The organism is Flavobacterium flavigenum (assembly GCF_027111255.2).
Classification (GTDB): Bacteria; Bacteroidota; Bacteroidia; order Flavobacteriales; family Flavobacteriaceae; genus Flavobacterium; species Flavobacterium flavigenum.
In genome coordinates this window covers 4,376,025-4,392,100 of the sequence record NZ_CP114285.2, presented here as the reverse complement: position 1 = coordinate 4,392,100, position 16,076 = coordinate 4,376,025, and the positions used below count along the sequence as shown (strand labels likewise).

General features: G+C 33.4%; 14 protein-coding genes. All 14 read right to left on the bottom strand.

Translation table 11 applies throughout. From position 1 onward, the window contains the following. Positions 1–31 precede the first annotated feature (31 nt). Positions 32–2,410, bottom strand: a complete 2,379-nt coding sequence (locus OZP09_RS18185; protein ID WP_269235089.1) for a TonB-dependent receptor — start codon at positions 2,408–2,410, stop codon at positions 32–34. 768 nt (positions 2,411–3,178) lie between these two features. After that, positions 3,179–5,401: an NADP-dependent isocitrate dehydrogenase gene (locus tag OZP09_RS18180; RefSeq protein ID WP_269235088.1), complete on the bottom strand. Its 2,223-nt coding sequence runs from the start codon at positions 5,399–5,401 to the stop codon at positions 3,179–3,181. Between the two features lie 277 nt (positions 5,402–5,678). Next, positions 5,679–6,029, bottom strand: a complete 351-nt coding sequence (gene rplS / locus OZP09_RS18175; protein ID WP_163399939.1) for a 50S ribosomal protein L19 — start codon at positions 6,027–6,029, stop codon at positions 5,679–5,681. A 175-nt stretch (positions 6,030–6,204) separates the two neighbouring features. After that, positions 6,205–6,879, bottom strand: a complete 675-nt coding sequence (gene trmD, locus OZP09_RS18170) for a tRNA (guanosine(37)-N1)-methyltransferase TrmD (protein ID WP_269235087.1) — start codon at positions 6,877–6,879, stop codon at positions 6,205–6,207. Between the two features lie 89 nt (positions 6,880–6,968). After that, positions 6,969–7,631, bottom strand: a complete 663-nt coding sequence (locus tag OZP09_RS18165; protein WP_269235086.1) for a thiamine diphosphokinase — start codon at positions 7,629–7,631, stop codon at positions 6,969–6,971. A gap of 57 nt (positions 7,632–7,688) precedes the next feature. Continuing rightward, entirely contained in the window at positions 7,689–8,159 is a 471-nt protein-coding gene (locus tag OZP09_RS18160; RefSeq protein ID WP_269235085.1) for a DinB family protein, read from the bottom strand. Between the two features lie 4 nt (positions 8,160–8,163). Then, a complete protein-coding gene (locus tag OZP09_RS18155) occupies positions 8,164–8,646 on the bottom strand; it encodes a GyrI-like domain-containing protein (protein ID WP_281309772.1) in 483 nt (160 codons plus the stop codon). A gap of 8 nt (positions 8,647–8,654) precedes the next feature. Continuing rightward, positions 8,655–9,470, bottom strand: coding sequence for a DUF4249 domain-containing protein (locus tag OZP09_RS18150; protein ID WP_269235084.1), 816 nt, complete (start codon positions 9,468–9,470; stop codon positions 8,655–8,657). A 37-nt stretch (positions 9,471–9,507) separates the two neighbouring features. After that, a complete protein-coding gene (locus tag OZP09_RS18145) occupies positions 9,508–11,886 on the bottom strand; it encodes a TonB-dependent receptor (RefSeq protein ID WP_281309771.1) in 2,379 nt (792 codons plus the stop codon). A gap of 353 nt (positions 11,887–12,239) precedes the next feature. After that, a complete protein-coding gene (locus OZP09_RS18140) occupies positions 12,240–13,421 on the bottom strand; it encodes a hypothetical protein (protein ID WP_269235083.1) in 1,182 nt (393 codons plus the stop codon). Positions 13,422–13,715: 294 nt separating this feature from the next. Further along, positions 13,716–14,582 carry an alpha/beta hydrolase gene (locus tag OZP09_RS18135; protein ID WP_281309770.1) on the bottom strand — a complete coding sequence of 289 codons (867 nt, stop codon included), beginning with the start codon at positions 14,580–14,582 and terminating at the stop codon, positions 13,716–13,718. Positions 14,583–14,636: 54 nt separating this feature from the next. Beyond that, the gene (locus OZP09_RS18130; protein ID WP_269235082.1) at positions 14,637–15,158 is read right to left on the bottom strand and encodes a tetraspanin family protein; all 522 of its coding nucleotides are present in this window, start codon (positions 15,156–15,158) and stop codon (positions 14,637–14,639) included. A gap of 290 nt (positions 15,159–15,448) precedes the next feature. Continuing rightward, positions 15,449–15,673 carry a hypothetical protein gene (locus tag OZP09_RS22620; RefSeq protein WP_349293609.1) on the bottom strand — a complete coding sequence of 75 codons (225 nt, stop codon included), beginning with the start codon at positions 15,671–15,673 and terminating at the stop codon, positions 15,449–15,451. Between the two features lie 18 nt (positions 15,674–15,691). After that, on the bottom strand, positions 15,692–16,069 hold the full coding sequence (locus OZP09_RS18120) for a hypothetical protein (RefSeq protein WP_269235081.1): 378 nt from the start codon (positions 16,067–16,069) through the stop codon (positions 15,692–15,694). Positions 16,070–16,076 lie beyond the last annotated feature (7 nt).

Below are 16,076 nucleotides of genomic sequence, written 5' to 3'. Positions count from 1 at the left end.
CCTTTTTATATCTTTTATAGAAAATGTTTTCTTAATATTTAAAATTGTAACTAATTGCCGGAACAATACCGAATATGGAGGTTTTCACTGCTTCATTATATCCACTGTCTGCATTTTGACGGAAGTTTATAGAGGCTGCATTTTGACGATTGTATAGGTTATAAATACTAAATACCCATTCGCTACTCCACTTTGCTTTTTTAGTTTTTGTTGGAGTAAGTGTTGCCGAAACATCCAAATGATGGTATGCCGGTAAACGGTTTTCATTTCGCAATCCGTAGCTTGGAACCGTTATTCCTAAATATTGATATTGACCATTTGGATAGGTAACCGGCTGTCCGGACTGCAGGGCAAAGTTCGCTCCAAACGACCATTTTTCACTTAAATTATAAGCTGTTGTAATGGCCAGATTATGTCTTTTATCATAAGCCGAGCTATACCATTGCCCATTATTAATCCCTGTTTCTTCAGCTGTTCTTCCAGGAGTCTGCTGTTCTGATTTAGATAATGTATAGGAAATCCAGCCGTTGAATTTCCCTTCATTCTTCCTAAACATGACCTCTAAACCACAGGCACGCATACGACCATTTAAAACCACCTGCTCTATTGCATCATTTGCAATCAGATCAGCACCATCGATATAATCCAGCCTGTTTTTAACTTTCTTATAATAAATTTCCGTTTCAAGCGAATAAGCGCCGTCATTAAAGTTTCTAAAATAACCCAGGGCAACCTGATCTGCAATCTGAGGTTTGATATAATTGTCGCTCGGCATCCAGACATCAAGAGGTGTCGGGGACGAGGTATTAGAAATTAACTGAAGGTATTGCACCATTCTGTTGTAACTCGTTTTTATCGCTGCAGCCTCATTGAGCTGAAAGGAAACCGAAAATCGGGGTTCAAAGTTGTTATATTGTTCAATGGTCTTGTTGTTTTTGTAATATGAAGTACCAATTGGTGTCCCTTTCTCATAAATCTGCATGTCTGAATTAAACACTACCGGACTATTGTTTTCATAAAGGTTAATTGTCGAGGCTCCCAAACGATAAAACATACTAAACCGTACCCCGCCACTAACCGTGATGTTTTCAGAAAGCTGACTTTCTGCGCCAATATAAGGTGACATAGAAAGCGCATATTTTTTATCTAACCGCTTTGGATTGATTGTGTATTTATCTCTTAAAGCCTCGATTATTCCGGGATTAAACTCATAATAAATTCCGTTTAAACCATAATTTAGTTTGAATTTATCCGAAATAAAATTTTCAAAATCGTATTTGACCGTATAATTTTTAATTCCGGAATTCCATTTGAAACCTACAAAATTCAAATCAAGCCCATAATAATAATCACTGTAGATCAATGATAAATTAGCACTTAATTTATCCGAATACAAATGGTTCCAACGTAAATTCAACATCAAGTTTCCATAAGTATTCATAAAAATTTCATTCAGCTTGAAAACGTCACGTCCAAAATAACCTGATAAAAACAAACTGTTGTTCTCGTTTAGTTCATAACTCAACTTGGCATTCAGATCATAAAAATAGGCTGCGTTATCTTTTTGGTCCTTAGATAATTTTAGAAATAAATGGGCATAAGAGGCTCTTCCTGCTATCAAAAACGAACCTTTGTTTTTGACTATTGGGCCTTCAGCGAGAAGCCGGCTGGTAATCAGGCCAATGCCTCCATTTAAATGAAACTCTTTACTATTTCCGTCTTTCTGATAAATATCCAAAACAGAAGATACTGCTCCTCCATAACGAGCCGGAATTCCTCCTTTATACAATTTTAAGTCCTTAACAACATCCGGGTTGAAAACAGAAAAAAATCCAAAAACATGTGAAGAATTAAATAGGGGCGCATCGTCTAATAAAATTAAATTCTGATCCGCACTGCCTCCTCTTACATTAAATCCTGAAGCACCATCTCCTGCACTGGTAACCCCAGGCAGCGACAAAATGGATTTTAAAACATCGACTTCACCAAAAACTACAGGCATTTTTTTTATGGAAGAAACAGACAGTCTGTTAACGCTCATTTCAGGTGACTGAAGATTGGTTTTGTATCTGCCCTCCTTAATTACAACTTCCTGAAGTTCTTCACTGCTTTGATCTAAGGATAAGTTTTCTTTTGTATTTTCCTCTAAAAATATTGTTTTTTCAACCTCCTTATATCCCAGGTTTTTTATCCTCAATTGATGTTTCCCAGCAGGTAGCGCCAGCGAATAAAATCCATACTTTTCAGTATAAGTACCAATTTTCAGATCCTGTACATAGATATGAACCCCTGCCAGGGTTTCATTATTTTTGAAGTCAGTTACTGTACCACTTAATGTGAATTTTTCCTGCGAAAACGAAAGCAAAGTAATGAGGAAAATAACGAATGTGCTATTCATTTTTGTAGTCATATTACGTAAGTAAAATGTATTTAATATTTCTTTTTTTTAAACAGAATTCAATTGCAATTCATAATTCGCAAAACCAATATTAAAAGCTCCCTTGGGGAGGAGAGCCTTTAATTCATTAAAATTGTTTTGCGTAATAATTTTATCGTTGGGGAGCAATGCCATTATTACACTACAAATTTCGTTTACGTTTTAGGCTTTTCCGGAACTATTAGATGATTGGCTTTTTGCTTTAGACCAATGGCTTTAAAAAACCGTCAACAAGTATCATAGCGTGTTTGTTATTTGGCAGAATCCGCTTTCTGACAAAATCAAGTATGAGATTTCATTCAGTAAAAACAATAAAAAAAGCTCCCTGGGTGGGGAGCTTTTACAAATCAGACAGCGGCTGATGATGAATTTTATGATGACTCAGAAGTAATTTAAGTCCACCAGTTGAGTGACATGATTGAAAAACATCGGTTGAGTATTTTTTTGTGGAGAGAAACAGACAAAAATGTATCGTGAACCGTTTTCAAAAATAGCTTTTACGTTGCCGATCAATTTATCTATGATAGTCAATAAATCAGGATAAAAGAATACTGCGTCTTTCTCCAGCCCTTCATCCTACTATCTATTATTATAATGCTTCCTAAATGTAAATGAAGTTATCTTTGTGAATGTTTATTCTAAAGTAAATGAAGTATCAAAAAAATGTCTTCATTTTTGAAAACAAAAAAAGACAACCATTTCTGATTGTCTTTTTCTAATATATAAATAAGATTGCTTTAATTATACAATTTTAGCAATAATAGCATTGAAAGTTTCGCTAGGACGCATCGCTTTACTAACTAATTCAGGTGTTGGCTGATAGTACCCCCCAATATTCTGAGTCTTGCCTTGAGCAGCAATTAATTCAGCATCAATTTTAGCTTCATTAGCTTCAAATTCAGCTGCAATTGGAGTAAAGATTGCTTTTAATTCAGCGTCTTTATCTTGAGTCGCTAATGCCTGAGCCCAGTAGAAAGCAAGGTAAAAGTGAGAACCTCTATTGTCAATCTGACCTACTTTACGAGCAGGAGACTTATCATTTGCCAGGAATTTATCATTAGCCTGATCTAAAGTTTCAGATAAAACGATAGCTTTAGAATTGTTTAAAGTTTGTCCTAAATGCTCTAATGAAGCACCAAGCGCTAAAAATTCCCCTAATGAATCCCAACGTAAATATCCTTCTTCAGTAAATTGCTCAACGTGTTTAGGAGCAGAACCTCCGGCACCTGTTTCGAACAATCCACCACCATTCATTAAAGGAACGATAGAAAGCATTTTAGCTGAAGTTCCTAATTCTAAGATTGGGAATAAATCTGTTAAGTAATCACGTAATACGTTTCCGGTTACAGAAATTGTATCTAAACCTTTGATGATTCTTTCTAAAGTAAATTCAGTAGCAGCAACAGGATTTAAAATACGGATATCTAAGTTTGTAGTGTCGTAATCTTTAAGATATTTTTGAACTTTTACGATCAATTCCCTGTCGTGTGCTCTGTTTTCGTCTAACCAGAAAACAGCAGGAGTGTCAGATAAACGAGCTCTGTTTACCGCTAGTTTAACCCAGTCCTGAATAGGCGCATCTTTCGCCTGACACATTCTGAAAATATCGTTTGTTTCAACGTTTTGTTCCATTAAAACATTTCCATTTTTATCAACAACACGAACAATTCCATCTGCAGCAATTTGGAAAGTTTTGTCGTGAGAACCATATTCTTCAGCTTTTTGAGCCATTAAACCTACGTTAGGAACACTTCCCATTGTTTTTGGATCAAAAGCCCCGTGTTTTTTACAGAAATCAATTGTAGCTGTATAAACTCCTGCATAACAACGATCCGGGATAACAGCGATTGTATCTTGTGATTTCCCTTCTTTGTTCCACATTTGTCCAGAAGTACGGATCATTGCCGGCATAGAAGCATCAACAATTACGTCTGACGGAACGTGTAAGTTTGTAATTCCTTTATCAGAATTAACCATTGCCAAAGCTGGTCCGTTTTCGATAGCTTGTGTAATAGCTGCTTCAACCTCAGCCTGTTCAGGTCTTCCTGCAATTTTTGCATAAATATCACCTAAACCATTTCTGGTATCAACGTTTAATTCAGCAAATAAAGATTCGTATTTTTTAAAAAGATCAGCAAAATAAACTTCAACGATAGCCCCAAAGATAATTGGATCTGAAACTTTCATCATTGTAGCTTTTAAGTGTACAGAAAGCAAAACACCTTCTTTTTTAGCTTCAGCAATAGCTTCAGCAGCAAAAGCTTTTAATTTACTTACACTTAATACAGAACTGTCGATAATTTCGCCCGCTTTTAGTGGAGTACTTGCTTTAAGAACAGTAGCAGTACCGTCTTTAGCAACGAATTCAATTTTTACATCATTAGCTTCAGTAACAGTAACAGATTTTTCACTTCCGTAAAAATCACCGCCTGACATAGAAGCAACCTTAGTTTTTGAGTCAGCAGACCAGGCACCCATAGAATGCGGGTTTGCTTTTGCAAAGTTTTTAACTGCTCTTGGCGCTCTACGGTCAGAGTTTCCTTCACGTAAAACCGGGTTAACAGCAGAACCTAATACTTTTGCGTATTTAGCTTTAATTTCTTTTTCAGCATCATTTTGAGGATCTTCAGGATAATTTGGTAAGTTGTATCCGTGAGATTGTAATTCAGCAATAGCAGCTTTTAATTGTGGTACAGATGCTGAAATGTTTGGCAATTTGATAATGTTAGCTTCTGGTTGAGTAGCTAACTGACCCAATTCTGCCAATGCATCTCCTGTTTTTTGAGCATCGGTTAATGATTCAGGAAAATTAGATAAAATTCTTCCTGCCAAAGAAATGTCCCTGGTTTCAATTGCTATACCGGCTGTAGAAGTAAAAGCCTGAACAATAGGCAATAAAGAATAAGTCGCTAATAATGGCGCCTCATCAGTTAAGGTGTAAAAAATTTTTGAATTCTGTGTCATTTTTTTTTTTTTATGATTGGTATTGCCGAAATCAGCAATTTCAAAGTATAGTTGGCTCAAAATGAGCGGAGCAAATATAGTAAAAACACTGCGAAAACGGTGTAGTTTTGAGCAGAAATCCTGAAATTAACAGATTACTATTTCGCAGACTTTAAATTATTAAATCAATGATTTTTACAATAAAAAATTATGTTTTTGGTATTTCAAAAAATAGCCCTAAAAAAAAACTCGTTTCAGATTACCTGAAACGAGTTTTTTATAACAAAGAGATAAATGATTATCTTCTTTTATCTTTAATCTTAGCTTTTTTACCAGTAAGATCTCTGAAGTAGAAAATTCTTGCTCTACGTACAGCACCTTTCTTGTTGATTTCAATTTTTTGTAAAGCTGGCAAGTTCACAGGGAAGATACGCTCAACACCAACTGATCCAGACATTTTACGAATAGTAAACGTTTCTGTGTTACCAGAACCTCTTCTTTGAATAACAACTCCTTTAAAAAACTGAGTTCTTGTTTTTTCACCCTCTTTAATTTCGTAGAAAACTGTGATAGTATCTCCAGCTCCAAATTCAGGGAAATCTTTTTTAGCAACGAATTCGTTTTGAACGAATTTTAATAAATCTGCCATGATAATTTAAATTATGGTTTTTATAATAAAGCAACATACACGGATTTCGCCAGAGGTTGGTCTAATTCGGGTGCAAATGTAGATAAAAAAAATAAAATTCCAAACAAAACAAACTCCAAATTCCATTTTTCAACTAACTGATTAATTGGGATTTGGAATTTTAAAAATTTAGAATTTATTCGAGTAAATCCGGACGTCTGTTTTTTGTGTGTTCATACGCCATGTCTTCGCGCCATTTATCAATTTTGGCAGCATGACCGCTGGTTAAAACTTCCGGCACTTTCCAGCCTTTATAATCTGCAGGTCTTGTATATATAGGACCAGAAAGCAGATTGTCCTGAAAACTATCTGTCAATGCCGAAGTTTCGTCACTTAAAACCCCTGGTATCAATCTGATTAATGCATCTGATAAAACTAAAGCACCTAATTCACCCCCAGATAAAACATAATCACCAATTGAAATCTCTTTGGTAATAAAATGATCTCGAACACGCTGGTCTACACCTTTATAATGTCCGCATAAAATAATAATATTTTCATACATCGACATGGTATTAGCCATTTTCTGATTCAGTGTTTCTCCATCCGGAGACATATAAATGATTTCGTCATATTCGCGCTGGCTTTTCAAGTGTGTAATGCAGTCATCAATAGGCTGAACGGTCATTACCATTCCGGCTCCTCCTCCAAAAGGATAATCATCAACACTTTTTTGTTTATTGGTAGTATAATCGCGTAAATTATGAAAATGAACTTCAACCATACCTTTATCAATGGCACGTTTCATAATCGAAGCCTCAAAAGGACTTTTTAATAATTCTGGCAAAATCGTAATAATATCAATTCGCATTTTATTTATTCAATAGTTCTAAGCGGCAAAGATACAAAGTAAATAGCTTCTTCAAATTCAAATAGCAATGTCAATTTCAAATTCAATGGCTAATCCGTACATTCCATCAATAATAAATCACCTTTATTGTGCGTAATAGTAACTATTCCGTCCTTTGCTACTGAATTGCTGCTGCCTGTTCTGTACCCCATTGTGAGCGTATCATCCTGTAATTCATATTTTAGGTTGTTCGAAAAAATGCCATTTACAACTCCAATCGGGATAAGGGAAATTGGCGTTTGTTCAGTGTACCATTTTTCGAATTTATTGGGCAGTAGAAATATTTTGGAATGATCGTCGAGAATAACAATTTTAAGTAAATCGCGGTACCGAACGATATTGGTAAGATTTGTAATGGTGTGGTCTGCACGTTTTCCTGTAGCCCAGACTACATTTACAGCAGGGATTTTTCTATCAATTAGGTAATCAAAAGCTTTCTCTAAATCGGTTTTATTTTGATCCGGGGTATACACAATTTCGATTGGATACTGGGCTGTTTTATAGATTTCAGGATCAAACCCCCGATCGAAATCCCCCAACAGTACATCAACTTTAATTTCCAGATCAATCACACGTTCAATAGCCGAATCGAGTACGATAACAAGCGGAGACCATTCGAGCAATTGTCCTAGTAATTCAGCACTGCAGGCAGCTCCGTTTGCAATAATTAATGCAGGTTCCTGATCGTCGCGAACTATATGATGTGATGACATGCTGTGTGTTTTTTTGAATGCTGTGCAAAGGTACTGCTCCTATTTTATATTTCAAATTTAAGATTTACGATCTTTTACAGAATCAAAATCCAGCAGCCTCCTATGGTAATTGATTTGCCCTAAATGATATGCCAAATGAGTAGAAAGATGCATAAGAAAAAAACCCAATTTCATTTCTTTTTCAAAAACAATTTGCGGATATATCGCTTCTAAATCGGCTTCCTTTAAAATATCCAATGTGTTGTTTACCATCAAAATTGTTTCTTCAATTTTAGTTATTAATTGATCTTTTTGAACATCTTTTGATGAAAATTCTAAAGGGCGGTTACGGACATAAGCTGTATTTCCGAGGACAGCACCTATGTAATTATTAAGATTTCCAATTAAATGCAGGCAAAGATTTCCTGCAGAATTAGCAATGTTTTTATCAATAACCCAAAGCTGGTTTTCGGTTTGATACGCTTCGATTTCTTCTTTTAGTTTATTGAGATCGCGGTTAAAAAGCAATCGTAAATTTTCTATCAGCATAATATTAAACTTTATTTTTTACAGGAATCCAGATTTCTTCTTCTGAATCCGGATCATCTTTTTTGTAGTTTTCAGTCATTACAGCAAAATGTGGACGGTCATCAACAAAATATTTTGAATCCGGAAGCCATTCTGTAAAAATAAAACGATAGGATTTCTCAGCTTCTGTCGATGGCCCTTTGTAAATAAAAACAGCATACAATCCATCAGGAATCAACAAACTTTCCATACCTGCCGGAATTTCATTTAAATCAGACACTTCAACAGCTGCCCATTTTTCAAAAGTATTTTTAGGATCGAAATTGTTAAAATGTCCTTCAGGAAAAACTTCAAGTGAGTATAAATTAGAGTCTATAGAATTCCTGATTTTTTTTCTCTCCGGCATGAAACTGCTCCATAACTGGAATGTTTTATTTTCGACGAAAGACATTGTAATGTGTTTGCCTATGAGTTTTTTCCCGGTTAGGGTTTCGATTCTGGAATCCATATAATTAATTATTTTACCGTATATTTTCTTGAAACACTTTCACTTAGCGAAAAATAACCCAGCGGATAATTGCTTTTATCGGTTGTGTTAATAATATTGCCTTTTACTGTTGCCGGAGGAGTCTGGAAAGGACCACCTATATTATTGCCTGCAAGACTTACTAATATATTCATATAATTATAGTATTGCTTTGAAATTCCATAATGCGTTATTTCGACTTCGTCTCCTGTTTTTAAATCTTCGTCATCAGAAACGCTAAAAAATTCGTTGCCCTGATAAAACTCGTCTTTATCAGCATAATACGTAGAGGTAATTTTATTGGAATAGGTATATTTATATAAATAATAATTATCTACATCTGCCGGATCATTATAAAAAGCCCTTACAACAATACCGGCGAGTTGGCCTGCGTCATATTGCGCGACATTGTTTATTGGAGTTATCGATTTTAGCGTTTCACTCGCCGTATAGGTATTTCCATTACTAATTATAGTCAATGAATAATTTTCGCCAATTACCGGTTTAAAATTATTGCACACATACCTGCCTGTATTTGACACTTCTGTAAAATTAAATTGCTGGTTAGTACTATTTTTAACATAAACCACTGCACCTGTAACTATTGGGATCTCATCTTCAAAATAACCTGTTGTAGTTGTCAGTTTTATTGTTTGCTGTGCACCGGATGTTCCTTTTCTCCAATTAATGGCCGCTTCTACTACTAGTTTAGGTTTGGCAGTTTCTAAATCAACATCAACTACTTCTTCACATCCTGTAAACAATAATAATATAAAAAATACCACTGATAAAATTACTTTTTTCATACTTTATGTTTTATTTCTTTTTAAGGAAATTGATTTTTTAGAACTTAAAATTATAAGTTATTGCCGGTACAATACCAAAAATAGAGGTTCTTATTGCTTCGTTATAACCGGTGTCAGCATTTTGACGGAAATTTATAGAGGCCGCATTTTGTCTATTGTACAAATTGTATATGCTAAAAACCCATTCTCCTTTCCATTTTCTGTTTTCATTTTTTTCAAGAGATAGTGTTGCTGAAATATCTAAATGATGATAGGCAGGCAGACGATTTTCATTTCTCAATCCATAACCAGGAACAGTTATACCTAAATATTCATACTGACTGTTTGGATAGGAAACCGGCTGACCAGACTGTAAAACAAAATTAGCTCCAAATGACCATCGCCTATTTAAAGTATAAGCTGAAGTAATAGCCAAATTGTGTAGTTTATCATAAGCTGAATTATACCATTCGCCGTTATTAATTCCTGTTTCTTCAGGTGTCCTGCCGGGAGTCTGCTGCTCTGATTTTGAAAGTGTATAAGAAATCCAACCATTAAATTTGCCTTCATTCTTTTTAAACATGATTTCTAATCCATAGGCGCGCATCTGTCCATTCAAAATTACCTGCTCAATCGCGTCATTTGCAATCAGATCAGCACCATCAATATAATCGAGCCTGTTTTTAACTTTTTTATAATAAATCTCCATTTCTAATGAGTAAGTTCCGTCATTAAAATTCCTAAAATATCCCAAAGCTACCTGGTCTGCAATTTGAGGTTTGATATAAGTATCACTGGGTGTCCAAACATCAAGAGGTGTGGGAGACGAGGTATTAGAAATTAACTGAAGATATTGTGCCATTCTGTTATAGCTAGCTTTTATCGACTGATTATCATTTAGGTGATACGAAATTGAGAATCTTGGCTCAAAATTATTATAACTTTCAATGACTTCATTTTTACTGTAATATTTAGTGCTTATTGGTGTTCCTTTTTCATAAATCTCCATATCCGGATTGAAGACAACCGCATTATTATTTTCATACAAATTAATTGTAGATCCCCCCAAACGATAAAACTGACTGAATCTTAATCCGTAATAAACTGTCACTTTTTTTGAAAGTTTATTTTCTGCATCAATATAAGGTGAAAGTGAAAGCGCATATTTTCTATCTAATTGTTCAGGATTAATAGTGAATTCATCACTTAATGGACTTATTTTCCCTGGATTAAAATCATAATAAATTCCATTTATACCATAACTTAATTTAAATTTATCTGATATATAGTGTTCAAAATCATATTTAACAGTATAATTTTTAATTCCGGAATCCCATTTGAATCCTATAAAATTTAAATCAAGTCCGTAATAATAATCACTGTAGATTAAAGATAAATTTGCAAATAATTTATCCGAATACAAATGACTCCAACGTAAATTCAAAGTAGAATTTCCATAAGTATTCATGAAAATTTTGTTTAGTTTAAAAACGTCCCTACCAAAATAACCCGATAAAAACAAACTGTTATTCTCGTTTAGTTTATAACTTAACTTGGTATTAAGATCATAAAAATAAGCTGCGTTGTCTTTTTGTTCTTCTGATAATTTTAGAAATAAGTGGGCATACGAGGTTCTTCCTGCTACTAAAAATGAACCTTTATTTTTTACTATCGGACCTTCAGCAAAAATTCTACTGGAAACCAGACCTATCCCACCGCTTAGATGAAATTCTTTGCTGTTTCCGTCTTTCTGATAGATATCTAAAACCGAAGATACCCTTCCTCCGTAACGTGCCGGAATACCTCCTTTATACAATTTCAAATTCTTAACGGCATCCGGATTAAAAACGGAGAAAAAACCAAAAACATGTGAAGAATTAAATATGGTTGCTTCATCTAGTAAAATTAAATTCTGATCAGCGCCTCCTCCCCTTACATTAAAACCTGAAGCCCCTTCACCAGCATTTGTCACTCCTGGCAAGAGTAAAATAGACTTTAAGACATCGACTTCACCAAAAACCACAGGCATTTTCCTGATAGAAAAAATGGATAGTTTATTAACACTCATTTCAGGTGATTTAATATTTGTTTTATATCTAACCTCCTTGATTACAACTTCCTTAAGTTCTTCGTTATCTTCTTTTAAGAATAAATTATCTTTTACATCCTCTTTTAAAATCATTTCCTTTTCGACTTCCTGATAGCCTAAATGTTTTATTTTTAATTGATATTTTCCAGGAGGAAGTGTAAGGGAATAAAACCCGTACTTGTTTGTGTAGGTTTCAATATTCAACTCCGGAATATGGATATGTACCCCTATCAGAGATTCATTATTCCCAAAGTCTGTGACAGTTCCGCTTAGCGTAAATTTTTCCTGGGAAAATGAAATAAAAGTGATAAGAAAAACAACTAATGTGTAGATTTTTTTTGTAATCATATCTGTATCAAATATACCTTACTTACGTTTTGGCAGCCGTAATTGTTGCGCAAAACGTTTTTAAGAATGAGTTAAGACAAATCTTTTTCAATTGTAGTTAAAGATAAATTTAAGAATTTATTTTGTTTGCCTCAAAAAATTTAAATTTGTATTCATATGCTTTTTTAACATTATTCTTCTTTTGTATTGTGCGACAACATTTATTATTTTTCAGGCTATAAAAAAATCTCTATAGCTAAATTAACTCTAGAGATTTTACGATAAATTACTACAACATTAAGATCAAGATGTTTACTTTTCGATATAAAAATTATATCTGGATTTCTATTTTAATAGTAAAAAAAATTTTGTTTTTATCTGAATTTGTTTCGGACAATAATATTCTTGAATTTAGCTTTTAGGTCTTCGCCGGTATCAAAAACCATTTGTTCATTGTTTGGAAAAGGGACTGCACGTTTATTAAAATATCCGAGATATTTTTCATCGCACGCACTTTTATCTCCGTTATATGTTGAATAAACATTTTCAAAAATATATTCACTCGCCACTGGAAAGGATTGCAATAAACTATTGCTTTTTAAATCTACATAATCCACTTTTGCTGTTACCTGACATGCTTTGTACTGTCTGAATTCGAAAATTTTGATTTTTACCTTTTTAAAATTATCAACTTTTATGATACGGCCTAAACTATCCTTAACCGGATTACCCCTACTGTCCAGAAGTGTTTTAACGCCATCCTTAATTTCTTTTTCATTAACGAATTCCTTTTCTTTTATTTGTTCCGGCGAAATGTGAATTTCCCTGAAATTTAAAATCAGGCTATAATCATAATGCGTATTTTTTTGTTTAACGCTATGGTACACAGTCCATTTATCATTTAATCCGTAAGTATTAAAATCCAGTAAGTCGTCTTGTAACTGCTTCGGAATAATCATATTGGTTTCGTTCACAGCATAAACATTAACAAAATCAGTTCCTTTAAACTGGGCGTCATTAATCAGTTTTTTGGCATTTTTATAATTTGGATTAATGCTTTCTATATAACTTAAATCATCATACGCTTTTCTTGCGTCTAGTTTATTAGGAGACTTTAAAAGAACTTGCGCGTTTTCGTATAAAAATTTAGATAAGGCATTTTTACTGTTTACAATCTGATCAGAATAATTATCAAAAACAAATTGAGCATTTTTCCCCTGTTTCAATAACTGAAGCGGTAATATTGGCCTGATTTTTTCCTGACGATTATTCAGCTGCAAATAAGTGTTGTAAATGAGCTCCAGATTAGCAGGATTTTTTTCTTTTTCCATCATTTCCAGATTTCTCAAATCCCGCTCTTTAGCTTTAGCAAATGCTTCTTCCAGCAAATACACATAATCTTGTTTTCCTTTCGAATCTTTATTCGTTTTTAATGCCTCAACAGCACGGTTTATAGCAGCGTCATAATTACCGTCACTAATAAGGGATTGGGTTGTTTTTACACCACAGGAAAAAGCCAGGAATAATATAGAAATGAATAAAGTATTTTTTTGCATAAAGATATCGTTTTGAAGATGTAAATATATCTTTTTTAGCTTTTCAACAACCATGCCTTTTCATATTTATTTTGAGAAGCATATGTATTTACCTTAATCACAAAACCAGTCCCGCTCTACCCTAAATCTTTTCCAGCGAACCCCGCTGTAAAAGGATACCGGATCGATCGGGGCTAAATTAGAAATCTTGTTTTTCAAAAGATTAAAAAACGCATCTTTTTTTAAACAACAATCATTTATAAAAAATCCCGCTTCAATAAAGCAGGGTTTCGTAGATTTCAGCATCCTGAAAATTTATTTTTTATCAACAGGAAAAAAGAATTTAAAAGAATTTGAAACCGCAGGATGTAAAATGGTTCCATGGTTTTCCTGAGGCAGATAATCAAAAAACACTTTGACATTTTTACTTTTTGATGCTTTTATTTTTTCGGCTAATATATTCGCGTCAACTTCCATAACTCTCGGAGTTTCAGTTGGCGTAAGACCTTCTTTTCCAACGGCGATATAAACTTCTGTTTGTTGTTTAAAACTCTCCTTCAGCATTTCAGCATCTAAATTGAGTAAAGAACCATCATTCCACCATAAACTTGGACTTACGATCACATATTTATTAAAAAGTGATGGCTTTTTCAATAAAATTTCTGTTTCTAAAAGTCCGCCTAAAGACTGGCCAATAATTGTTTTAGAATCGTTGGTTTTATATTTTTTTTCAATAAATGGCTGTAATTCTTTTTCAATAAAAGCAATAAATTTATCTGAATGGCCTGAAGTCGGAAAACGTTTTTTATCTGTTTCAATAGTTGTTGGAAATGTAAAATCCCTTCTTCTGTCAACAGTAGCAATACCTACTACAATGGACTTTGGAACCTGATTAATCCACTCAAAACTATTAAACTGTACCAGACCTGCAATATGAATAAAATCTTCATCGGCAGAGCCGTCGAGCAAATAGATGACAGGATATTTTGTTGCGTCGTCCTGCTTATATCCTTCCGGGAGGTAAATATTTAAAACTCTTTTTTCGTTTAATTCTTCTGACTGGATTTCATCAATAACACCTAAAATAAAGGGTTTGGCAGCATCAGCAGGTTGTGACTTACCTTTTTGGCTGAAACTTATTGAATTAAATGCTAATAGTATAAGGATGAAAAATTTATTCATTTCGGTATTGAAATTTTATTTGCATTTTGTTGATTTGTTACTTTTTTCTAAATTTCATCTTTGAATAAGTTTAGCCTGTAAAATTTCTTCCAGATCTTTTACACTTTTTCTGCTTTCTCCTTTAAAACCAAAAACAATCATTATTATTCCAAAAAACAACATGAAATAAGGTATAAACATAAAAAAACCTGCTTCAGAAGTAAAACCATTACCAAAAATTAAGGTATAAGTAACCCCGAGACAAGCTAAAAAAACACCGCCCAGCCAAATAATCATAAAAACTTTTACAATATCAGTAAGATTCATTTTTATATCTATTTTAGATCCACTTAAATGATCTTGAACAGATCCTTTTATAACCGGCAAAAAAGAATTTCGATAATTGATTGCCCGTTTTATTTCAAAATTATTATTGTAAACTTTACCAATATAAGGCTTACTGTAAGAATAATTATTTGTGCCAAAACCAAAAGATTTTTCTGCTTCAATTTCATTCTGAATCTTTTTCATCAATTCTTCTTTAGTCAAATTTGAATGATAAACTAATTCTTCAAAAGGCAAATATTTTTTAAACATATCTGATATTTTTTAATCGAAAATATAAATGAAATCATTTTTTTCTAACATTATTAATTAACAGCTTTTTCAGCAATACAATCTGACCCAAATGGTAATAGCTATGCTCAATCATACATTCGATATTTCTTTTGTAAGTACCATATTTTTCATCAACAAAACTTTTATGGAGTCTCTCATTAGATAATTGTTCAGTTAAAAAAATAAACTCTTCGGTATCAGACCAAAATTTGTTTAGAAATATTTCCCATTCTTGCTGAGAATAAATCGGAGCAAAATCAAAACTGAATTTATCTTTTATCTAGTGTTCCACCTTTAAAAACATTGTTTATTCCTTTTATATAATAGTGAATATGCTGCGCAAGAACTGCGATTGTATTTAAGTTGTGAACTGGTACAACGGCAATTTTCCAATCCAGGTTTTCCAGTTGATCTTTATAATTGGTATTCGCCACCCAGGTTCCATTTAAAATAACTTCCTTAAATCGATTTGCAACTTCTAATGTGGCTTTCATAATCAAAACAGTTGGTTTTCAGTTTTTTGGAGCAAAGTATTTCCTAACTTTCACCTGATACAAAATCTCCCAAAAAACAATAGAAACAAAGGCATTAGTCATTATTGCTGTTTTGATACCATAAGGATCATTCACAGAAAACAAATTTAGATCTGAAGTTTTTAAAGCCAAAAATAAAGCCAGAAAGGCTATAGCGACAGAAAAGAGTATATTTAATAAAGGTTTCCATTTTATAACCAGAAAAGCATAAATAATATTAAAAAGGGAAAAACCACAGCTTAAGGTTATATATAGATCGGTTTTTAATTTCGATTGAATCGAAAGAAAAAATCCCATTACAATAAGATATAAAACAAATAGAACTGAATAAATTAGGATTCTGATATGTACTTTCATTTCATTT

Bases quoted from the DNA above. Each gene is read 5' to 3' on its own strand.
- OZP09_RS18160 (WP_269235085.1), bottom strand. From the start codon at position 8,159: ATGCTGATAGAAAATTTACGATTGCTTTTTAACCGCGATCTCAATAAA.
- OZP09_RS18120 (WP_269235081.1), bottom strand. From the start codon at position 16,069: ATGAAAGTACATATCAGAATCCTAATTTATTCAGTTCTATTTGTTTTA.
- OZP09_RS18165 (WP_269235086.1), bottom strand. From the start codon at position 7,631: ATGTCATCACATCATATAGTTCGCGACGATCAGGAACCTGCATTAATT.
- rplS (WP_163399939.1), bottom strand. From the start codon at position 6,029: ATGGCAGATTTATTAAAATTCGTTCAAAACGAATTCGTTGCTAAAAAA.
- OZP09_RS18130 (WP_269235082.1), bottom strand. From the start codon at position 15,158: ATGTTTAAAAAATATTTGCCTTTTGAAGAATTAGTTTATCATTCAAAT.
- OZP09_RS18155 (WP_281309772.1), bottom strand. From the start codon at position 8,646: ATGGATTCCAGAATCGAAACCCTAACCGGGAAAAAACTCATAGGCAAA.
- OZP09_RS22620 (WP_349293609.1), bottom strand. From the start codon at position 15,673: ATGAAAGCCACATTAGAAGTTGCAAATCGATTTAAGGAAGTTATTTTA.
- OZP09_RS18145 (WP_281309771.1), bottom strand. From the start codon at position 11,886: ATGATTACAAAAAAAATCTACACATTAGTTGTTTTTCTTATCACTTTT.
- OZP09_RS18150 (WP_269235084.1), bottom strand. From the start codon at position 9,470: ATGAAAAAAGTAATTTTATCAGTGGTATTTTTTATATTATTATTGTTT.
- OZP09_RS18185 (WP_269235089.1), bottom strand. From the start codon at position 2,410: ATGACTACAAAAATGAATAGCACATTCGTTATTTTCCTCATTACTTTG.
- OZP09_RS18135 (WP_281309770.1), bottom strand. From the start codon at position 14,582: ATGAATAAATTTTTCATCCTTATACTATTAGCATTTAATTCAATAAGT.
- trmD (WP_269235087.1), bottom strand. From the start codon at position 6,879: ATGCGAATTGATATTATTACGATTTTGCCAGAATTATTAAAAAGTCCT.
- OZP09_RS18180 (WP_269235088.1), bottom strand. From the start codon at position 5,401: ATGACACAGAATTCAAAAATTTTTTACACCTTAACTGATGAGGCGCCA.
- OZP09_RS18140 (WP_269235083.1), bottom strand. From the start codon at position 13,421: ATGCAAAAAAATACTTTATTCATTTCTATATTATTCCTGGCTTTTTCC.